Source organism: Streptomyces sp. NPDC037421, assembly GCF_055602105.1.
In genome coordinates this window covers 21,485-41,691 of sequence record NZ_JBVJWV010000035.1, presented here as the reverse complement: position 1 = coordinate 41,691, position 20,207 = coordinate 21,485, and the positions used below count along the sequence as shown (strand labels likewise).

The 20,207-nt window shown below is 75.2% G+C and carries 15 protein-coding genes; 10 read left to right on the top strand and 5 right to left on the bottom strand.

Going from position 1 to position 20,207, the window contains the following annotated elements; translation table 11 throughout:
* The first annotated feature begins 92 nt into the window (after nt 1-92).
* Genes ACZ7IF_RS33105 through ACZ7IF_RS33070 form a run of 8 tightly spaced genes read left to right on the top strand, consistent with a single transcriptional unit; the run spans nt 93 to nt 11,130 of the window.
* Complete coding sequence (locus ACZ7IF_RS33105; protein ID WP_470979213.1) at nt 93-1,898, top strand: fatty acyl-AMP ligase; 1,806 nt, start codon at nt 93-95, stop codon at nt 1,896-1,898.
* Nucleotides 1,895-3,682 carry an acyl-CoA dehydrogenase gene (locus tag ACZ7IF_RS33100; RefSeq protein WP_470979210.1) on the top strand — a complete coding sequence of 596 codons (1,788 nt, stop codon included), beginning with the start codon at nt 1,895-1,897 and terminating at the stop codon, nt 3,680-3,682. Before ACZ7IF_RS33105 ends, ACZ7IF_RS33100 begins: the two co-directional genes overlap by 4 nt.
* Before the next feature lie 56 nt (nt 3,683-3,738).
* Complete coding sequence (locus ACZ7IF_RS33095; protein ID WP_470979207.1) at nt 3,739-4,026, top strand: acyl carrier protein; 288 nt, start codon at nt 3,739-3,741, stop codon at nt 4,024-4,026.
* The gene (locus tag ACZ7IF_RS33090) at nt 4,023-7,010 is read left to right on the top strand and encodes a type I polyketide synthase (RefSeq protein ID WP_470979204.1); all 2,988 of its coding nucleotides are present in this window, start codon (nt 4,023-4,025) and stop codon (nt 7,008-7,010) included. Before ACZ7IF_RS33095 ends, ACZ7IF_RS33090 begins: the two co-directional genes overlap by 4 nt.
* 5 nt (nt 7,011-7,015) lie before the next feature.
* On the top strand, nt 7,016-8,056 hold the full coding sequence (locus ACZ7IF_RS33085) for a 3-oxoacyl-ACP synthase III family protein (protein WP_470979201.1): 1,041 nt from the start codon (nt 7,016-7,018) through the stop codon (nt 8,054-8,056).
* Nucleotides 8,053-10,029, top strand: a complete 1,977-nt coding sequence (locus ACZ7IF_RS33080; RefSeq protein ID WP_470979198.1) for an HAD-IIIC family phosphatase — start codon at nt 8,053-8,055, stop codon at nt 10,027-10,029. Before ACZ7IF_RS33085 ends, ACZ7IF_RS33080 begins: the two co-directional genes overlap by 4 nt.
* Entirely contained in the window at nt 10,004-10,285 is a 282-nt protein-coding gene (locus ACZ7IF_RS33075; protein ID WP_470979195.1) for an acyl carrier protein, read from the top strand. Before ACZ7IF_RS33080 ends, ACZ7IF_RS33075 begins: the two co-directional genes overlap by 26 nt.
* The gene (locus tag ACZ7IF_RS33070; RefSeq protein ID WP_470979192.1) at nt 10,282-11,130 is read left to right on the top strand and encodes a 4'-phosphopantetheinyl transferase family protein; all 849 of its coding nucleotides are present in this window, start codon (nt 10,282-10,284) and stop codon (nt 11,128-11,130) included. Before ACZ7IF_RS33075 ends, ACZ7IF_RS33070 begins: the two co-directional genes overlap by 4 nt.
* Before the next feature lie 30 nt (nt 11,131-11,160).
* On the opposite strand, the gene ACZ7IF_RS33065 is transcribed toward ACZ7IF_RS33070, so the two are convergent.
* Both ACZ7IF_RS33065 and ACZ7IF_RS33060 read right to left on the bottom strand, forming a co-directional pair.
* Nucleotides 11,161-12,153, bottom strand: a complete 993-nt coding sequence (locus ACZ7IF_RS33065; RefSeq protein ID WP_470979189.1) for an AfsA-related hotdog domain-containing protein — start codon at nt 12,151-12,153, stop codon at nt 11,161-11,163.
* A gap of 105 nt (nt 12,154-12,258) precedes the next feature.
* The gene (locus ACZ7IF_RS33060; protein ID WP_470979186.1) at nt 12,259-13,248 is read right to left on the bottom strand and encodes a helix-turn-helix transcriptional regulator; all 990 of its coding nucleotides are present in this window, start codon (nt 13,246-13,248) and stop codon (nt 12,259-12,261) included.
* Nucleotides 13,249-13,462: 214 nt separating this feature from the next.
* Here ACZ7IF_RS33060 and ACZ7IF_RS33055 point away from each other — a divergent pair, with 214 nt between their 5' ends.
* Nucleotides 13,463-13,669 (top strand): hypothetical protein, encoded by a 207-nt coding sequence (locus tag ACZ7IF_RS33055; protein WP_470979183.1) that lies wholly within the window; start codon nt 13,463-13,465, stop codon nt 13,667-13,669.
* A gap of 196 nt (nt 13,670-13,865) precedes the next feature.
* On the opposite strand, the gene ACZ7IF_RS33050 is transcribed toward ACZ7IF_RS33055, so the two are convergent.
* Nucleotides 13,866-16,148, bottom strand: coding sequence for a helix-turn-helix transcriptional regulator (locus tag ACZ7IF_RS33050; RefSeq protein ID WP_470979180.1), 2,283 nt, complete (start codon nt 16,146-16,148; stop codon nt 13,866-13,868).
* 250 nt (nt 16,149-16,398) lie between these two features.
* On the opposite strand from ACZ7IF_RS33050, the gene ACZ7IF_RS33045 reads away from it, so the two are divergent.
* Nucleotides 16,399-17,835 (top strand): MFS transporter, encoded by a 1,437-nt coding sequence (locus ACZ7IF_RS33045; protein WP_470979177.1) that lies wholly within the window; start codon nt 16,399-16,401, stop codon nt 17,833-17,835.
* On the opposite strand, the gene ACZ7IF_RS33040 is transcribed toward ACZ7IF_RS33045, so the two are convergent.
* Both ACZ7IF_RS33040 and ccrA read right to left on the bottom strand, forming a co-directional pair.
* The gene (locus ACZ7IF_RS33040; RefSeq protein ID WP_470979174.1) at nt 17,798-18,817 is read right to left on the bottom strand and encodes an AIR synthase-related protein; all 1,020 of its coding nucleotides are present in this window, start codon (nt 18,815-18,817) and stop codon (nt 17,798-17,800) included. The genes ACZ7IF_RS33045 and ACZ7IF_RS33040 overlap by 38 nt on opposite strands.
* The gene (gene ccrA, locus ACZ7IF_RS33035; protein ID WP_470979171.1) at nt 18,814-20,196 is read right to left on the bottom strand and encodes a crotonyl-CoA carboxylase/reductase; all 1,383 of its coding nucleotides are present in this window, start codon (nt 20,194-20,196) and stop codon (nt 18,814-18,816) included. The genes ACZ7IF_RS33040 and ccrA overlap by 4 nt, the downstream gene beginning before the upstream one ends.
* Nucleotides 20,197-20,207 lie beyond the last annotated feature (11 nt).

The following is a 20,207-nucleotide window of genomic DNA, read 5'->3' as shown; positions in this document are numbered from 1 at the left end:
CTTTAGGCGCGGTGTGGAGCATGCCGAGGCGTTGGCGGCAGGGGCGCCGGGCGTTCGGCAGTTGCCCCGGGTGCGCCAGAAGGGGGCTGACGTTGACTGGATTCGCTACGTTCACCGATGTGCTCCGCGGCCGGGCCGCGGCACTCGGCGAGCGCGACGCTCACGTGTTCCTCGGTGACGCCCCGGGCGCCGCCGCCGAGCACCTCACGTACGGGGAGCTGGACCGGGCGGCCCGGGCCATCGCGGTGCGGCTGCGCGAGCACGGCGCCCTGGGGCAGCCGGTGCTGCTGCTGTACCCGCCGGGCCCCGGGTTCCTGAAGGCGTTCGCGGGCTGTCTGTACGCCGGCGCCGTCGCCGTGCCCGCCCCGCTCCCCGGGGACCGGGGCGAGCGGCTGCAGCGCGTCTCGGGGATCATCCGCGACACCGGCGCGCAGCTGGTGCTGACCGACTCCGCGCACGCCCCCGACGTATCGCTGTGGCTCGCCATGGCGGGCCGGGGCGAGACGGTGTGCCTGGCCACCGACGTGGAGGAGGGGCTGAACGCCGAGGCCTGGCAGCCGCCCCGCACCCGCCCGGACGACCTGGCGTTCCTCCAGTACACCTCGGGTTCGACCTCCCGGCCGCGCGGGGTGATGGTCAGTCACCGCAACCTCCTCGCCAACATGGAGGCCATGCGAAACGTCCTGGGGTCCACCGCCGAGGACGTGTTCGGCAGCTGGCTGCCGCACTACCACGACATGGGGCTCATCTGCCATCTGCTGCACCCGCTGTGGCTGGGCACCACGTCGGTGCAGATGTCCCCCACCGCCTTCGTCAAGCGGCCGGTGCGCTGGCTGCGCTCGATCGGCGAGTACGGGGTGACCATCGGCGGCGGCCCCAACTTCTGCTACGACCTGTGCCTGCGCCGGATCACGGACGAGCAGCTCGCCGGCCTGGACCTGAGCAGCTGGCGGCTGGCGATCAACGGCGCCGAACCGGTGCGCCACCAGACCCTGGAGGCCTTCGCCGAGCGCTTCGCCGCGGCCGGTTTCCGCCGCGGGAGCCTCTTCCCGGCCTACGGGCTCGCCGAGGCCACGCTCGTCGTGTCCGGCGGCACGCCCGGTCAGGGCCCGCGCACCCTGACCGTCGACGCGGCCGGCCTCGAATACGACGAGCTGCGCCCGCCGCGCCCCGGCCGGCCGGTGCGGACCCTGGTCGGGAGCGGCACCGTACGCGACTTCGCCGTACGGATCGTGGAGCCGGTGGTCGGCGGCGAGGTGCCCGCGGGCCGGGTCGGGGAGATCTGGGTGCGCGGCGACAGCGTCGCCCAGGGCTACTGGCGCCGTCCCACCGACACCGCCCGCACCTTCCACGCCATGGTGGACGACGGGGACAGCGGTTTCCTGCGCACCGGCGACCTCGGGGTGATCGACGGGGACGAGCTGTACGTCACCGGCCGCCTCAAGGAGATGATCATCCTCAACGGGCGCAACATCTATCCGCAGGACGTCGAGTGGGCGGTGCGCGAGACGGAGCCGGCCCTCGGGGCGGGCCAGGGCGCCGTCTTCACCGTGGACGCGGACCGCGAGCAGCTCGTCGTCGTGCACGAGGTGCGCCCCGAGAACGCGGACTGGGAGACGCTGCGCGCCCTCGCCCGGCGCATCCAGATCCTCATCGGCCAGGACTTCGACGTGCCGGCGGCCAATGTGCTCCTGGTGCGGCCCGGCACCCTGCGCCGCACCACCAGCGGCAAGATCCAGCGGACCCTGATCCGCAAGCTGTTCCTGGAGGGCGAGGTCAGCGGCGCGTACGAGGTCCTCGACCCGGCCGTGCACGCCCTGGTCCGTCCGCGCGACACGCTGCTCGGCAACGACCTGCTGCGGCCCTCCGCCCGCGCCGCCGCGGAGACGGCGTGGTGAGCGCCGTCGCCGTCGCCGCCGGACCGGCCCCCCGGGCGCCGGTGCGGCGGCCCGCGCCGTCCCCGGAGTCGACGAGCGGCCGGGTCCGGGCCGCCGCGCTGGAGGCCCTGTTCGGCGACCCGGCGGCGCCCGGCAACCCGGCCGGGCACCGCGCGCTGCTCGCCTCCGACCAGGCGGCAGCGCTGTCCCCGGAGGCGGAGGGGCTGCTCGACGACTTCGGGATGCACCGCGAGTTCGTTCCGCGCGAGCTCGGCGGCCGCTTCGACTCCCCCGAGGGCCTGCTGCGGGTGATGCGGCCGGTGTTCCGCCGGGACGTGTCCCTCGGCATGGGCTACGGCATGACCACCTTCATGGCCGCCTCCGACGTGTGGATGCGCGGCAGCGAGGAGCAGCGGTCGTGGCTGGGAGGCCTGCTGCTGGGCGGTTCGAAGGCGGCCATAGCCCAGCACGAGACCGCGCACACCAACGACTTCGTACGCAACCAGATCTCCGCGGACCTGGCCCCCGGCGGCGGCCTGTCGGTCACCGGGGCCAAGCCGGTGGTCAACAACCTGCACCGGGCCGACGCCCTGGTGCTGTTCTGCCGTACCGGCGAGCACTTCCCCGGCGGCACGCAGAGCGCCCTGCTGCTGGACCCGCGCACCCTGCCCGCCGACCGCTACCGCACCGAGCGGCGGCCCGCCGCGGTGGGCCTGCGGTCCTGCTTCTTCTCGGGCGTGCGCTTCGACGACTGCCCGGTGCCCGCCGACGCCCTGCTCGGCGCGCCCGGCAGCGGGGTCGCGACCTCGCTGCAGTCGTTCCAGATGAGCCGTACGCTGATGGCCTCGCTGTCGGTGGCCGCCGTGGACGCGAGCCTGCGCACGGCCGTGCTGGTGGACCGTCAGCGGGGGCCCGGCGCGGCCGGCACGGCGCCGGTGGACCCGCAGCACACTGCGAACACCCTGACCGGCGCCTTCGTGAACCTGCTCCTGTACGACTGCCTGGCGGTCGTCGCCACCCGGGCGCTGCACCTGCTGCCGGCCGAGACCAGCGTGTACTCGGCTGCCGTGAAGCTGCTGCTGCCGCGGGTGCTGATCGAGACGATGTACGACCTGTCCACCGTCCTGGGCTCGCAGCTGTACACGCGGGACGGCACCGTCGGCGTCCTTCAGAAGCACATCCGGGACGTGCCGGTGATCAGCCTCGGCCACGCGGGGACCGTCGCCTGCCAGGCGACGGTCATCCCGCAGCTGAAGCAGCTGGCGAGCCGCTCCTGGTTCGTCGAAGAGGAGGCCCCCGCCGCGCTGTTCCAGCCCGACGCGCCCCTGCCGGCGTTCCGCTACGACGCGCTCGCGCTGGCCAGCGGACGCGACAGCCTCAGCGCCTCGCTGCTGGCCGCCGCCGCGGAACTGCCGGGCCGCGATCCGGTGGAGCGGGCCCTGCGCACGATGACGGAGCACCTCGTCGAGGAGCTGCGGGACCTGCGGCGGCGGGTGCTGGCGCTGCCGCCGCTGGACGGCGGGACGCCGGTGGGACCGGCCTGGTTCGCGCTGACGGACCGCTACGTCCTGGTCCTGGCGGCCGCGGCCGTGCTGGGCGTCCGCCGCCACAACCGCCACGGCCTCGACCCGTTCCTGGCCGATCCGGCCTGGGCGGCGGCCGCCCTGCACCGCATCACGTGCAGACTGGGCACCGCTCCCGTGGAGCTGCCCCCCGAATGCCTGGCGCGCGTCCACCAGGAGGTCCTGGCCCGCTTCGGGGACCGGCGCAGCTACGACCTGCACAACACCCCGCTTCCCGGCTGACGGGCGACGGCCCCGACCACCGCTTCCCCCTTAGCCCGCACGCAAGGAGTCCAGGGATGTCCCTGCCCGTGTCGCCGCACAGCGCGGCCCCGCTGCACCACTGGCTGACCGACCGCCTCGCCGTCTACCTCGACCGGCTGCCGGACAGCATCGACCCCACCGTGCCGCTCGCCGAGTACGGCATGGACTCGGTGGGGGCGCTGAGCCTGTGCGGGGACATCGAGGACACGTTCCACATCGCCGTGGACCCGTCGCTGGCCTGGGACCACCCGACCGTCGTCGCGCTGGTCGCCCACCTCGGCGCCCGGGGCGTGACGGTTCCGGCCGCGGGGGTCTCGCGGTGACCTCCGCCTCGGTCGCCCTGGTCGGGCTCGACTGCGTCTTCCCGGGCGCGCCGGGCCCCGACGCCTACTGGGACCTGCTGATGCGCGGCGGCGACGCGACCGGGGAGCAGCCCGGCCCGCGCAGGTTCGGGCCGGGGTACGAGACGCCGGTGCGCGGCGGTTTCATCGACGACGCCGACGTGTTCGACAACGATTTCTTCACCGTCTCGCCGCGCGAGGCCGCGGCGATGGACCCGCAGCAGCGGCTGCTGCTCCAGTGCGCGTGGCGGGCCCTGGAGGACTCGGGGCGCTCCCCGCGGTCCCTGGCGGGCGGCGACACCGGGGTGTTCGTCGGCATGATGGGCAGCGAGTGGGGCCAGCTGCACCTGGGCGACTACGGGCGCGTGACCCCGCAGCTGGGCGCCGGGTCCAGTGCCGGCATGGCCGCGAACCGCATCTCGTACCACCTCGACCTGAAGGGGCCGAGCCTGTCCGTGGACACGGCCTGCTCCTCCTCGCTGGTCGCCGTGCACCTGGCGGTCAACTCGCTGCTGTCCGGGGAGTGCGGGACGGCGCTGGCCGGCGGGGTCAACCTGATCCTGACCCCGGCGCTCGGGCTGGTGTACGCGCAGATGGGGCTGGCCTCGCCGGACGGCCGGTGCAGGCCGTTCAGCGCCGACGCGAACGGCATCGCGCGCAGTGACGGCGTCGGGGTGGTGGTGCTGCGGCGGCTGGAGGACGCGCTCGCCGACGGGCAGCGGGTCTACGCCGTCATCCGGGGCACCGCCGTCAACCAGGACGGGCGCAGCAACGGCGTCACCGCGCCGAACCGGCACTCCCAGCGGGAGGTCGTCGCGGCCGCGTACCGCCGGGCCGGGGTCACCCCCGACCAGGTGCGGTTCGTCGAGGCCCACGGCACGGGCACGGCGCTCGGCGACATCATCGAGTGCGGGGCCCTGGGCGAGGTGCACGACGTACCGCGCGAGGAGCCGTGCGCGATCGGCTCCGTCAAGGGCAATCTCGGGCACACGGAGGGGGCCTCGGGCATCGCCGGGCTGATCAAGGTGGCGCTCGCGCTGCACCACCGGATCGTGCCCGCGAGCCGGTTCGCGGACCGCGAGAACCCTCAGCTGCGGCTCGCCGAACGGGGGCTGGCCCTGCTGAAGGTCCCCGTGCGGCTGCCCGCCGGTGAGGTCGTGGCGGGCGTGAGCAGCTTCGGCATGGGCGGGACCAACGCGCACGCGGTGCTCGCCGCCGCGCCCCGTACGGCCCGCACCGGGCGCCGCCGGGCGGCGGCCGCGCCGGCCGGGGTGTTCACGCTCTCGGCCGACACCCCGGAGGCGCTGCGCCGCAACCTCGCCGCGCAGGCGGAGGCGGTGGCCGCCCGCCCGCGCGGGGACGCCGCCGCGCTGTGCTGGACCAGCAACCGGGTCAAGACCGGGCTGCCCTACCGGGCGGCGTTCACCGCCACCGACACCGTCGAGCTGGCGGCGGCGCTGCGGGCGGCGGCCGAGGACGGGCGGCTCGCCGCCGGGATCGCCGACCGGGCCTGGCGTCCGCCGGTCATCGGGTTCCTCTTCACCGGCCAGGGCGTCCAGGAGCCCGGGATGACGGCCGCCCTGTACCGGCAGTCGCCGCTGTACCGGCGGCGGCTCGACGAGGCCGACGCGGCGCTCGCCCCGCACCTGGGCGGCTCGGTGCGCGACCTGATCCTCGGCGGGGATCCGGCCCTGCACCGCACCCGCTGGGCGCAGCCCGCCCTGTTCGCCGTCGGCCATGCGCTGGCGGCCACGCTGAGCGGGCTCGGCGCCGGGCCGCACGTCGTGCTCGGGCACAGCGTCGGGGAGTTCGCGGCCGCCGTGACCGCCGGGGTGCTCACGCTGGACGAGGCGGCCCGGCTGGTCGCGGAGCGGGCACGGCTGATGGACGCGCTGCCCGAGGGCGGCGGCATGCTGTCGGTGCGGGCGGGGCGCGAAGCGGTCGAGGAGTTCCTCACCACCGGTCCGGGAGTGTCCCTCGCCGCGGTCAACGGCCCGGGGAACACCGTCCTGTCGGGCGGGCTCGCGGCGCTGGAGCGGGTCGCCGGCGTGCTGCGCGGGCGCGGCACGCACTGCCGTGCGGTCAGCGTCTCGCACGCCTTCCACTCGCCGCTGATGGATCCCGTCCTGGAGCCGCTGGCCGCCGCCGCGGCGGGGATCACGCCCGCCGCGCCGCGCATCCCCGTCGCCTCCACCCGGTACGGGCGGCTGCTGGCCGACGAGCCGATGGACGGCGCCTACTGGGCCGGGCAGGCGGCCGGGCCGGTGCTGTTCGCGGACGCGCTGGCCGACCTGGTGGCACGGACCGCCCCGACCGCGCTCGTGGAGATCGGCCCGGCGCCGCAGCTGATCCAGCTGGTGGGCCGGTCCGGGCTGGCCGACGGGATCCGGCTGCTGCATCCGGCGCCGGGCCGGGACGGGGCGGCCCGCGACCTGGCCGAGACCGTCGCCGCCCTGTACCGCTCGGGGCTGGAGCCGCAGTGGGACGAGCTGTACGAGCCCGCCTGGCGCACCACCGAGCGGCTGCCCCCGTACGCCTTCTCCACCGAGCACCGCTTCTGGCACACGGCGACCGCCCGCGCGCAGGCCCCCGCGGCCCCGGCCGCGCCCGCGCCCGCGCCCGCGGCCGTCTCCGGTCAGGCGACGGCGGCCGCGACGGCCGTCGCGGCCGCGGCCGCCGCGGACGGGGGCGAGCGCGGCGGGTCCGAGGACCCGGTGCTGGCCGCCGTCGTGCGTGCCGTGGTGGAGGTGGGCGGCTACGCGCCCGAACGAGTCGACCGGGTCTCCAGGTTCTATGAGGACCTCGGCTTCGACTCTGTAATGATCATGCAACTCAAGGACCGGATCGAGACCTCGCTGCCGCAGGCCGGCGGCATCGCGGTGCAGCAACTGCTGCCCGCGCTGCGCTCGGTGGGCACCCTGGCCGACTTCGTCGGCGAGTGGATCAGTGTGGGGGTACGACCGTGACACCTGTGACCGAGACCGCCCTGTACGTCGTGGGCACGGGCACCGCCCTGCCCGGCGACCCGGTGGACAACACCACGCTGGGCAAGGTGTTCGGGATCAGCGAGGAGTGGATCGACCTCTTCGTGGGGACCCGTAGCCGGCACTTCTGCTGGGACCTGGGCACCGGCACCCTCACCCACAGCCTCGCCGACCTGTGCGCCGAGGCCGCCGGGCGTGCCCTGGCGGGCTCCGGGCTCGCCCCCGCCGACCTCGACTTCCTGATCCTGGCCACCGCCACGCCCGACACCCTGCTGCCCACCACCGCGACCGTGGTGGCCGACCGGCTGGGCCTCAGCCACCTGCCCGCCTTCCAGCTCCAGGCGGGCTGTTCGGGCGCCGTGCAGGCGCTGGACGTGGCCCGCGCGCTGCTCGCGGGCGGCCACCGTGCGGGCCTCGTCGTCGGCGGGGACGTCACCGACCGGTTCCTCGACCCGGGCCGCGAGGCGGTCAGCCTGCCCACCGAGGAGCTCGTCAACTACGTGCTGTTCGGCGACGGGGCGGGAGCGGCCGTGGTGGCCGCGGAGCCCGTCGGCGAGGCCATCGCCGTACGGAGCCTGCTGCACCGTTTCACCGGGCGGGGCCGCGCCCCCGGCCAGATCGTCGACTGGCAGGGCGTGGCCCGCCACACCGCCGGCCGGCAGATGCTGTTCGAGGACTACAAGGCCATCGAGGAGAGCGTTCCCGCCATGGCCTCGGAGATCTTCTGGGAGCTGCTGGCCGCCGCCGGCTGGGGCCGCGAGGACCTCGACTACGTCCTGCCCCCGCAGCTCTCGGGCCGGATGACGGCCCGCATCACCGAGCACATGGACGTACCGGAGCTGCGTGAGGTGTCCTGCGTGTCCGACACCGGGAACACCGGCAACGCCCTGCCCCTGATCCAACTCGACCGGCTCGCCGAGGAGCTGGGCGACGGCGAGCGGGCCCTGGCCGTGGTGGTCGAGTCCAGCAAGTGGATCAAGGGCGGGCTGGCGCTGGAGCGGGTCCCGGAAACGGACGGCGCCGGATGACCGCCCCCGTCTCCCCGACCGCACCCGCCGGTCCCGCGGCTCCCCCCGACCCGGTGCGGGAGCTGCGCGCCCTGCACCGCGCGGGCCGGCTCGCCGGGGAATGGCCCCGCGTCGCCCCGCTGCTGGCCGAGCTGACCGACCACGGGGACCGGGAGCCGGAGGCCGTCCGCACCGACCTGGTGCGGGCCGGCCGGGTCCTGGCCGCGCTCCCGGCGGCGGAGGTCCTCGCCCGCCACCCGGACACCCCCCTGGTCACGGTGGCCGTCACCGGACACTCCACCCTGGCCCAGCTCACCGACCCGCTGGTCGCCGAGCTGGCCCGGCACGGGCTGCTCTCCCGGGTGCTGTCCGGGGACCACGGCGCCTACCTGCGCGACCTGCTCGACGGCGGCGGCGAACTGCGCCGCCACCGGCCCGGCCTGACCCTGTGCGTGCTCGACGCGGGCGCCGTCTTCGACGCGCTCCCGGATCCGTGGACCTGGCAGGACGTGGAGGCCGGCTGCGCCCGGCTGCTGGAGCGGCTGCGCGCGGCCACCGCCGCCCACGCCGCGGACGCGGCGGGTCCGCTCGTCCTGAACACCCTGCCCCTGCCCCGGATCCGCCTCCAGCAGCTCGTCGGGCAGCGGGAGCGGGCCCTGCTCGGAGCGGTGTGGCGGGAGTTCAACGCCCGGCTGCTGCGGCTGGCCGACGAGCACCCGACGGTCGCCGTGGTCGACCTGGAGCCGCTGATCGCCGACGGCGGCCCGGCCTCCGACCCGCGCCTGGCCCTGTACACGCACGCCCCTTACACGGAGCAACTGCTCGCCGCCTACGCCCGGGAGGCCGTGCACGTGCTGCGCGCCCACCGGGGCATGACCCGCAAGTGCCTGGTCCTGGACCTCGACGACACCCTGTGGGCGGGGATCCTCGGCGACGACGGCCCCGAGGGGATCACGGCCGCCGCCGGCACCCTGGCCGGGGAGCCGCACGCGGCCCTGCAACGCACCGCGAGGCAGCTCGCCGCCCAGGGGGTCCTGCTCGCGGTCAGCAGCAAGAACGATGCCGCTCCGGTCCTCGGCGTGCTCCGCGACCACCCGGACATGGTGCTGCGCGAGCGGGACTTCGTACGCGTCCACGCCAACTGGGAGCCCAAGGACGGCAATCTGCGGGACATCGCCGCCGCCCTCGGCATCGGCACCGACGCGCTGGTCTTCGCCGACGACTCCCCCGCCGAGCGCGCCCTGGTGCGGGCCCGGCTCCCCGCCGCCGCCGTGGTGCCGCTGGGCACCGAACCGGCCCTGCACGTCACCCGGCTGCTGGCCGACGGCTGGTTCGACACCCCCCGGCTGACCGGCGACGACCTCGCCCGCACCGCCCGCTACCACGAGGCGGCCGCCCGCGCGGAGCTGGAGCACGGCAGCGGATCGTACGAGGAGTACCTGCGCGGTCTGGGCGTCCGCGTCCGGATCGCGCCGCCGCAGCCGCACGAACGCGACCGGATCGCCCAGCTGTCGCTGCGCACGAACCAGTTCAACCTCACCGGCGAACGGATCGGCGCGGACCGCGTCGCCGCGCTCGCCGCCGACCGCGCGGGCCTGCTGCTCGGGGTGCACGTCGGCGACCGGTTCGGCGACAGCGGCCTGGCCGGCGCGGTCCTGGGCCGGTACGCGGACGACGGGCTGCACCTGGACGGCTTCTGGCTCAGCTGCCGGGTGTTCGCGCGCGGGGTCGAGCAGGCCGTCCTCGCGACCCTGCTGGCGCACGCGGCGAGCCGCGGCCTGCCGGCCGTGCACGCCCGCCACCGGCCGACCGCGAAGAACGCCAGGGCGGCCGGCTTCTACCCCTCACTGGGCTTCACCGAGACCGCCACAGACCCCGACGGCTCGCTGCACTACCGCCACGACCTGGCACAACTGCCCCCCGTACCCGACCACCTGACCACAGATCCACGCCTCGGAGGGGACGACGATGAGCCTGCCGGAACCACCCGCTGATCTCCCGGGCTTCCTCGCCCTGATCAGCGACGAACTCGGACTGGAGCTGACCGAGGAGCAGGCCCGCGCCGACCTGGACGCCCTGCCGTCCTGGGACTCCCTGCACCTGCTCCGGCTGGTCATGCTGATCGAGCAGGAGACGGGCCGGCGCGTGTCCGTCTCCGCCGTGCTGCGGGCCCGCAGCATCGCGCAGATCCACACCGAGGTCCTGGCCGCCTCCGGCGCCCTGCCCGCGGCCCGGGGCGGTGCGCTGTGAACGCTCCCGCGTCCGTGTCGCCGGGCGAGCCGATCGCGGTGCGCGCCGACGGCGCCGACTGGGAGGCGGTCCGCGCGGACCTGCGCACCTACGGGACGGCCCTGGTGCACGGCACCCTCGCGGACTGGCGCCCCCGGGACGCCGACGGGCCCGCGCTGCGCGCCGTGCTGGGCCGCGACTGGGCCCGCTACAGCGGCATCGCGCACGAGGACATCCGGGAGCGGTACGCGGCCTCGCGCAGGCTGCTCAAGCACGCGGCCGCGGCGGCCCTGCACGCGGACGCGGCGGACCTCGAACTCACCTACGGGCCCACCGGGCGCCCGTACCTGCGCGGCTGCGACCAGATCGACATCAGCCTCAGCCACACGGGCGACCTGCTGCTGGTGGGCCTGACCACGCGCGGGCTCGTCGGCGTCGACGCGGAGCTCGCGGACCGCCAGATCTACAGCAAGGGCCTGGACCGGCACATCTGCACCCCGGCCGAGCGCCTGCACCTCACCGGGCTGGACCCGGCGCAGCGCAATCCGCGGCTGGTGCGGCTGTGGACCCTGAAGGAGGCCTACAGCAAGGCCATCGGACAGGGCATGCAGTTCCGGTTCACCGAGTTCGGCTTCGGGCCGGACGACCGTCCGGCCCGCGTGCACCGGCCGGACGGCACCCCCGGCGCGGGCGCCGAGTGGGCCTTCCGCACGTACGGCCTCGACGTCGGCGGCGTCGCGTTCTGCGTCAGCGCGGCCGTGTACGACGCGGGGCTGGGCCGCACGCTGGACACCGAGGTCACCACGATGCTCGACTCCGAGGCCGTCGAGGCCCTGGGGCGGGCGCTGCGGGCCGCCGCCGGCTGAGCGCCCCCTCGGCGGCCGCGGACGGCCCCGTCAGTGGTCCTCCACGACCACGGTGGTCGCCTCCAGGACGGTACGGCCCGCCTGGGTGAGCGTCAGGGTGAGGGGCGCCGTACGCCGGCCCGCGGCGTCCCGCCCCGGCCTGCCGGTCACCGCGGCGCAGCGCAGCGGCAGGTCGGCCTCGGCGTATCCGCGGACGTGGACCTGGAGCGAGGCGAGGGCACTGCGCCCGGGTTCGAAGCAGTGGCCGCGCCCCACGGTCAGCAGGGACGTCTGGCGCAGGGATTCCAGCAGTGCCGGCGCGGGCACGTGCCCGTCCCGCGCGGCGTCCTCGCCGAGCCAGTGCGGGGGCACGGCCACCCCGACGGACAGGCGGCCGTCCCGGGGTCCGGAGGGGCCGTGCAGCAGGACGTTGGCCGGATCGCGGCGCCCCACCTCCTCTGCGCCGACCGGGGCGCCGACGGGCGCCGGGCGGTCCTGTCCGGCCGTCGAGCAGAGCGCGGCCAGCCTGCTGTGCTCGCGGTGGCTGCGGTGCACCATCGGGGCGAGGAAGACCAGGTTCGCCGTGCCCGTGCCGCAGGGCACGTCGTCGATCTCCAGCGCGGTACGGAACTCCAGCGCGCGCGGCACCCCGTCGATGACCTTGTCGGGGCGGACGCTCATCGTGGTGGCCAGCCGCCCGGGGGCGGCCCCGGGCCGGGTGCGCCACAGTCCTATGTCGCTCACCTCGATGCCCACCTGGTAGAAGATCCCCGTGCGCTTCGCGGGCACCCGGAAGTGGGTGCGGCCGATGAACTCGCCGACCTCCCGGACCATGTCGGCCGCCGCCACCACGTCGTGGAAGTGCCCCGGGCCGTCGTCGAACAGCGGGTGGGCGGACGTCAGGTCGCCCAGCAGGACGAACTCCTCCGCCACGGGCGGCGCGGCGGCACCGCTGTGCCGCTCCCAGGGCTGCGGACGGTGCACCAGGTGCCGTGCGGCAGCCCTGGCGGTAGTCGGTCCCGCGGCGATGACGGCGGTGTCCATGGCTGGCCCTCCCTCCGGCCCCACCGGGTGCTGAGGCCGCACGCACCAGGCTGCCGGGGGTCCGGCGGAGGGAACCAGCCGTGGAACCTGGCAGGTTGCTGTCCGTCAGCTAGTACCCGCCCCGGCGGTCTCCCCCGCACCCGTGCCCGAGGGGGAGAAGTCGGCGCCGAGGAGCCCGTAGAGCGCGACGTTGACACCCGTCTGGAACCTGCTGGTGGACTCCATCTCCTCCATGATCCGGGCGATGTGGCGGCGGCAGGTGCGCACCGACATGCCGAGCCGGCGGGCCACCATCTCGTCCTTGTGGCCCTGCGCCATGAGCCGGATGATCGACCGCTTGAGGTCGTCGGCGATGTCGGCGGTGTCCTCCTCCCCGGGGGTGAACGGCGCGGCCCCCGCCCACATGTGGTCGTAGACCTTGCACAGGAAGGCGACGAGCGTCGGCTCGCGGACCACGATCGCGCCCGGGGAGCGGCCCTCCACGTGCTGCTCGGGCAGGAAGGCGACCTCGCGGTCGTAGATGAGCATCCGGTCGACCAGTTCGTCCGTGGTGCGCACGTCCGCGCCCTCGGCCGTGATCGCGCGGACGTAGTCGGTCGTCGCCAGGTCGCTGCGGACGGTGTGCTGGTACAGGTGCCGGACGTGCACGCCGCGGTGCAGCCGGTCCAGGGTCAGGGGCAGGGCCGTCTCCATGGCGCCGGGCCGGCGGGAGCCCCCGGGCTGGGAGGTCAGCAGCTCGCTGCGGCAGCGCGTACCCCATTCGTCCAGCATCGACTGGAGCACTCCCACATCACTGATGACGTCGAAGGCCTCCGCCTGATTGCGCCTGCGGCGTGTCTCGAAGTAGGCGGGCAGCAGTCCCAGCATCTGCGTCTTCACGCTGCTCACCGCTTGCTGCATCTCGCGGATCTCGGCCTCCGCCGGGCCCACCAGGTCCGCCGCCGCCGCGTCCGGGCTCATCGGGACCAGCTCGTCCGGGCGGCCGGGCATCGGGCGGAGCAGGCGGAGCGTGGTGAGCACCTCCTCCACCCGCCCGGCCTCCTGCGCCGTCATGCGCAGGGCGGACGCGATCTCAGCACGGACGAAACGTCCCAACAGGACTGCGTGTTGATAGGCGGACGCACTCGCGTCGTCCAACTCGCCGAACTCGGACCCGTGTAGGGAACTCCCCGACATCCCGTTTGACACCCCCATGTGCTGACAGGACTTGCTGCCAGGCAACTTTACGCCTGCCGTTTTGGCTTGGAGTGGCCGTGTCCGCTGGTCAGGATGTCCCTGCAAACAAAAGTTGTCGACACGGGGGTTAGACATGAACAGCGCTTCCATCCGAAATGCCACAACCGCCATCGTTCTCGCCTTCGGCCTGTGGGGAATGGCCTGGACCAATGTCGCCCAGGCGTCCGAGGCCGTTACCAAGATCACGGTGACCGCCCCGAAGAACCTCGCCGAGCTGCGCGTGAGCGAGGCGGTCGTCAACTGCCCGATGGACGACCGCTGGGAGCTCACCTGCCCGTGACCCGGCCTTTAGCAGGCCACAAGCGCGCGGGGGCATGATCCGGGGCACGGGCTCCCGGATCCCCCGCCGGTAGAGCCGGGCCGTTCGCCCCGTTGGTTTTCGGAAAAGTTTTTCCGAAAACCAACGGGGCTTCGGCATGAATAGGCGGGAGAAATCTGTGAAACATACCGCCCGCGGCACTTGCGTCCCGCAGTAGTCAGCGGATATTGGCGCTCAACCCCACGACGTGTGCCACCTGTGTGCGGGAATTCATCCCGAGCTTCTTGAAGATCCGGCTCATATACGTCTCCACCGTCTTCACGCTGATGTCCAGCCGGGCCGCAATCTGCTGATTCGTACGGCCTTCTCCCACCAGCCCGGTGACGATGCGCTCCCGCTCGCTGAGCAGGGACAGCCGGCTCACGTCGGGGGATCCGCCCGCGTTCGCCCCTGTGCGGAGCTCCGCCTCCCGCGCGGCGGCGGCGAGAGCGGGCACGGCGGTATGTTCCGCGAGCGCGGCCGCCAGCCGGATGCGCGCCCGTGCCCCCGCGGTGTCGCCGACGGCCAGCGCGACCTCCGACAGGCCCAGGGCCAGCAGCCCCGCCAGATGCGCCTGCCCGTGCTCCAAGGCCGCCGCCAGGCCCCGCTCGACGTGCCGGCCGGCCCGTTCCGGCTCACCCAGCCCGGTCTCGGCCGCCCCCAGCCAGCGCAGTGCCTCCAGGTGCGCGGCCCGCTCCGGCTCCCCGGTCCGCGCCAGCAGCGCGTGCGCCCCGTCCGCCGCCGCCCTGGCCGACTCACCGTCACCGGCCGCCGCACAGGCGGCGGCCAGCAGCGCGTACGCGTGCGCCCGCGCCCCGGGATCGTCCGCCGGGGCCGTCCGCAGGGCCTGCTCGGCCGCGGCGCGGGCTTCCTCCGGGTCCGCCCCCGCCCCCGGCTCCAGCGCCAGCGCCGCCCGTTCCGCGTCGGCGGCGGCGCCTGACGGGGGCAGGCCGCCGTCCCCGTCCAGCACGGACCGGGCCTGCGCGTGGCGGCCGCTCCAGCGCAGGGCGCGGGCCTGCCACACCGCCGTGTCGGTCCGGCCGCCGGGCAGCCGGTCCTCGTGCGAGCGGGGTCCGGTCTCCTCGTAGCCGCGTACCGCCTCCTCCAGGCGGCCCGACAGCAGCAGCGCCTTGTTGAGCAGGAGGCGGACCTCCACCGGTACCGGGCCGGTCGCCATCACCCGGCGCAGGGCGGCGGCGGAGCGGGCGGGCCGGGTGTACAGGCCCCCGCGGGCACTGAGCGCCAGGGCGCGGACGTCCTCCAGGCCGATCGTGGCGGCGTGTTCGAGGTGCGCGGCCAGGGTCCGGCGGGCGTCGGCGTCGCCGTCCTCCGGGCCGTCCTGCGGACCGGCCCCCGTACCGGCCGCGGCCCTCAGCGCCTCCAGGGCGCGCCCCAGCGCCGCACTGCGCCAGCCGGCCCCCGAGGCGTGGTGGATCAGAGCCCGTACCGCCGGGCGGACGAAGCAGAACCGCGTACCGGCCGTGCCCTCGGGCCGGACCAGCCCCTCGCCGTGCAGTTCGTCGAGTCCGGCCAGCGCGTGCTCCAGGGGCACGCCCGCGGTGTGCGCGAGCGCGGCGGCGGTGAACGGGTCGCCGAGCAGGGCGGCGGCGCACGCGCAGCGCCAGCCGAGGGACGACAGGGTGTGCAGGTCGATCGAGTCGGGTGCGAGCACCGGCGGTACGCCCGTGGCCAGTTCGGCCGTCGCGTGGAAGGACGGGCCGGACGTGACGCCCCGGGCCAGGGCGTGCAGCAGCCCCGGCACCCCGGCCGCGTCGCGCAGCACCAGCTCGGCGGCGAGCGGCGGCGTCCCGGCCGGCAGCAGGGCGCGGGCGTCGGCCGCGGGCAGCGGGCCCAGGGCCAGGTGGCGGACCCCGGGCGCGTCGTAGGGCACGGCCGACAGGTGGCGGCCCCCCGGTACGGCGCGGTGCGCGAAGACGGTCAGCACGGCGCCCTGCGGGGGGTGCCGGACGAGGTGGTCGAGCAGGTCGAGGACCTCGGGGCCGGCCCGGTGCACGTCGTCCAGGACGAACAGCGTCCCGCGCTCCCCCAGCAGCCCCAGCAGGACGCGCAGGGCGCGGACCGCCGCACCGGCGTCGGGCGGTTCCCCGGCTCCCGGCAGGGTGGCGAGGGCGGGGAGGACGGGTGCGAGCGCGCGCGTGCGCGCCTCGCCGAGCCGCTCGAACAACGTGCCGTCGGCGCGGGCGAGATGGTCGTCCAGGGCGTCGGCCACCACCTCGAAGGGGCGCGTCCGGCCCGCCCTGGGCACCCGCCCGGACGCCACCGTCCACCCCTCCTTGTGCGCGGTGGCGGCCAGTTGCCGCAGCAGCCGGCTCTTGCCGCTCCACGGCTCGCCGGTCAGCCGGACGAACCGGGGACCCTCACCGGCCAGCCGCAGCTCGCGGCAGAGGACCGCGAGGTCCCGCGTCCGGGCCGCCGTCAACGGATGCTGCTGGTCAAGCACGGGAATCCCCCTCGTGTGCGCGTTCCCCCTCCGGGCAGCCTCGCCGACCTGCGTCCCCGCGCACAGCCCCGCCGGACCGTCACTACCTGCATGTCAGTTACTGCGGAGGGCTACCGGCGCACCGGGCGCCGGGTGTCGGGGTGTTCCCTGACGGACCGTCCGGGGCAGCGGCCCGGGGACCGCCGCGACCTGCGGAAAAGGGGAGAAGCACCGACTGGCGGGCCCGGCCCGGCACGGCGACGATCGGGGCATGTCCGCCCGTACGCGTCTCGGTTACGCCTCCGGCTCCCTGGTCACCGGAGCCTTCAACACGCTGCCCGGTCTGCTCCTGCTGCCCTACCTCACCGACACCCTCGGCGTCGGCGCCGCCGTGGCGGGGGCCGTCGTCCTCGTGCCCAAGGTCTGGGACGTGCTGCTCACCCCGTACGCGGGGCGGATCAGCGACCGGACCCACGGGCGGTGGGGCCCGCGGCGGGGCCACGTCCTGGGCGGGGGCCTCGGTGTGGCCGCCGCCTTCGCCCTGATGTTCGCGGGTGCCGCGCGGGGGTCGGCGGGGGCGCTGTGGGCAGCCGCGGGCTTCCTGCTCACCGCGAGCGCGTTCGCGTTCTTCCAGGTGGCGTACGCCGCGCTGCCCGCCGAGATCGCCACGAGCGCGCGGGACCGGGTGCGGCTGGTGGGGGCCCGGGTGGCCGGCATCGCCGTCGCCGCCCTGGTCGCCGGAGCGGCCGCGCCCGCCGTCGTCGAGGCGGGCGGCGGGGGCCTGCCCGGGCACCGCTGGGCCGGGCTGTTCGGCGCTTTGGTGGTCGCCGTCGGGACGCTCGGCGTCTTCTTCGGGACCTCCCGGGCCACCGCGTCCGGCGCCCGGCAGGACGCCCCGCGGGACGTGCCGCGGGACGCGGGGAAGCCGGGCAGCGCCGGGCCCCGCGCGTGGTTCGCCGTGCTGCGCGGCAACGCGCACTTCGCCGCGCTGCTGCGCGGGGCGACCGTCCTCGTCGTCGGCACCGGGGTGCTGCTCGCGGGCTGCCCCTACTACGCCGAACACGTCCTGGAGCGGCCCGGGATGACCGGGGTGCTGGTCGCCGCGTTCGTCCTGCCGAACCTGTTCACCACGGCCCTGTGGTCCCGCGTGGGCGCCCGGTACGGTCACCGGCGGGTGCTCGGTCTCTCCTGCGCCCTGTTCGCCGGGGGCGCCCTGCTGCTGCCGGCCGCGCCCGTGCTGCCGCTGTTCTGGGCCCCGGTGGCGCTCCTCGTCGTCGGCACCGGGCACGCGGGGCAGCTGCTGTTCCTGTACGCGATGCTCGCCGAGTGCGCGGCCGGGGACGCCGTCCGCACCGGGCGCAGCCGGGCCGGTGCGATGTCGGGTCTGTTCAGCGCCGGGGAGGCGCTGGGCATGGCCGTCGGGCCGTTCCTGATGGGGCTGGTGCTGCAGTCGTCCGGCTACGTCTCCTCCGACACCGGGCACGCCACCGGCCAGAGCTCCGGCGCCACGTGGGGCGTCCTGGCGGGGATGGGGCTGCTCCCGGCGCTGGCCACGGCGGCCGGGCTGGTTCTGCTGCGCGGCTTCCGGCCCGCGGCCCCGGCGGCCCCCGCCGGTCCGGCGAAGGCGGCGGCCGCCGCCGCGGCTGCCGCTCCGGCGGCCCCGGCGGGGCTCACGCCAGCCGGGGGAAGGCCGCCGGTTCGGGTGTGACGGGCACCGCGCCGCCCTGGTAGCGCACCAGCTCGACCGGGGAGGCGCCGTCCTCGACGACCGTGCCGATCTCGGCCGCGAAACGCCCGTAGGGGTGGGTGCGCAGCGCGGCCAGGACACCGGCCGCGGCGTCCGGCGCGACGAGCAGGCACAGGCAGCTCTCGCTGGAGGCGTGCAGCGGGTCGACGGCCATGGCCTCCAGGGCCATCCGGGCCTCGTACTGCACGGGCAGCATGCTCTCCTCGACGCGCAGGGTGTGGCCCAGTTCGCGGGCGTACGCGTGCAGCGCGGCGGCGAGGCCGCCGCGCGCCACGGTCCGTACGGCCCGGATCCCGTCGCCGGACCCGGCCGCGCGGGCCCGCTCCAGCAGTCCGGCCAGCGGCGCGCAGCCGCTGGGGACCAGGCTCTCGAACCCGAGTCCCCGGCGCACCGACAGGATGTGGGCGCCGTGTCCGCCGAGCGGGGCGCTCAGCAGGACGCGGTCCCCGGGGCGGGCGTCGCGGGTGCGCAGCGGGGCGCCGTGGAAGGCGCCGATCCCGGTGGTGTGCAGGTAGACCTGGTCCGCCTCGCCGGCCCGGACGACCCGGACGTCCACGTCGGCGATCACCACGTCGGCCTCGCGGGCCGCGTCGCGCACGGAGCGGGCCAGCCGGTGCAGTCGCTCCAGCGGCAGGCCCGCCTCGACGACCGCCGACAGGGTCAGGGCAAGGGGCCGGGCGCCGGCGGCGGCGATTTCGTTGACGGCGGCGCAGACGGCGACCCGCCCTATGTCGCCGCTGCCGTAGAACGGCGGGTCGACGACGTGGGCGCCGCTCACCACTGCGGGCGGGTGCTGGCCGAGGGGCGGGCAGGTGCCGCGCACCTCCGCGAGGACGTCCTCCAGCAGGGCGCGCAGCTCACCGCCCGGGGGGAGCTCGTCGTCGTGCGCGAGGGCCACCTGGCCGCCGGGGAGGGCGGCCCCGGCGGCTCTCGTCCCCGTCATCCTGTTTCCGGCAGCGTACGGCCGTCGCGGAAGCGGTTGATGGCGTCGAGGTGCCGCGCGCGCAGTTCGTGGTCGCGGACGCCCAGTCCCTCTTCCGGGGCGAGGGCGAGGACGCCGACCTTGCCCTGGTGGAGGTTGCGGTGGACGTCGTAGGCGGCCTGGCCGGTCTCCTCCAGCGGGTAGACCTTCGAGAGGGTGGGGTGGATCCTGCCCTTGGCGATCAGGCGGTTGGCCTCCCACGCCTCGCGGTAGTTGGCGAAGTGCGAGCCGATGATCCTCTTGAGGGACATCCACAGGTAGCGGTTGTCGTACTCGTGCATGAAGCCGGAGGTGGAGGCGCAGGTGACGATGGTGCCGCCCTTGCGGGTGACGTACACCGAGGCGCCGAAGGTCTCGCGGCCCGGGTGCTCGAAGACGATGTCCACGTCCTCGCCGCCGGTCAGCTCGCGGATCCGCTTGCCGAAGCGCTTCCACTCGCGCGGGTCCTGGGTGCGCTCGTCCTTCCAGAACTTGTAGCCCTCGGCGTTGCGGTCGATGACCGCCTCGGCGCCCATGGCCCGGCAGATGTCGGCCTTCTCGGGGCTGGAGACGACGCAGATCGGGTTGGCGCCGCCGGCCAGGGCCAGCTGGGTGGCGTACGAGCCGAGGCCGCCGCTCGCGCCCCAGATCAGGACGTTGTCGCCCTGCTTCATGCCGGCGCCGTTGCGGGAGACCAGCTGGCGGTACGCGGTCGAGTTGACCAGACCGGGGGACGCGGCCTCCTCCCAGGTGAGGTGGCGCGCCTTGGGCATCAGCTGGTTGGACTTGACCAGGGCGATCTCGGCGAGGCCGCCGAAGTTGGTCTCGAAGCCCCAGATCCGCTGCTCGGGGTCGAGCATCGTGTCGTTGTGCCCGTCGGCCGATTCCAGCTCCACCGACAGACAGTGCGCGACGACCTCGTCGCCGGGGTGCCAGCGGTTGACGCCGGGGCCGGTGCGCAGCACGACGCCCGCCAGGTCGGAGCCGAGGATGTGGTACGGCAGGTCGTGGCGCGCGGCGAGCGGGGACATCCTGCCGTAGCGCTCCAGGAAGCCGAAGGTCGGCAGCGGCTCGAAGATCGAGCTCCAGACGGTGTTGTAGTTGACCGAGGAGGCCATGACGGCCACCAGGGCCTCGCCGGGCCCGAGCTCGGGCAGCGGTACCCGCTCGACGTGCAGGGACTTGCGGGAGTCGCGGTCGCGGGTCGCGATGCCCGCGAACATGTCCGTCTCCGACTTGTGCACGGTCACCGCGCGGTACGACTCGGGCAGCGGCAGGGCCGCGAAGTCGGCGGCGGTGACAGCGGGAGAACCGCTGCCAGATGCGGTCGACGCGGCGATCGCGTCGAGGATTTCCTTCACAGAGGCCTCCG

Coding starts and splice junctions, on each gene's coding strand:
- ACZ7IF_RS33040 (WP_470979174.1), bottom strand. CDS start 18,817: ATGACGGGGACGAGAGCCGCCGGGGCCGCCCTCCCCGGCGGCCAGGTG.
- ACZ7IF_RS33095 (WP_470979207.1), top strand. CDS start 3,739: ATGTCCCTGCCCGTGTCGCCGCACAGCGCGGCCCCGCTGCACCACTGG.
- ACZ7IF_RS33075 (WP_470979195.1), top strand. CDS start 10,004: ATGAGCCTGCCGGAACCACCCGCTGATCTCCCGGGCTTCCTCGCCCTG.
- ACZ7IF_RS33055 (WP_470979183.1), top strand. CDS start 13,463: ATGAACAGCGCTTCCATCCGAAATGCCACAACCGCCATCGTTCTCGCC.
- ACZ7IF_RS33045 (WP_470979177.1), top strand. CDS start 16,399: ATGTCCGCCCGTACGCGTCTCGGTTACGCCTCCGGCTCCCTGGTCACC.
- ACZ7IF_RS33065 (WP_470979189.1), bottom strand. CDS start 12,153: ATGGACACCGCCGTCATCGCCGCGGGACCGACTACCGCCAGGGCTGCC.
- ACZ7IF_RS33080 (WP_470979198.1), top strand. CDS start 8,053: ATGACCGCCCCCGTCTCCCCGACCGCACCCGCCGGTCCCGCGGCTCCC.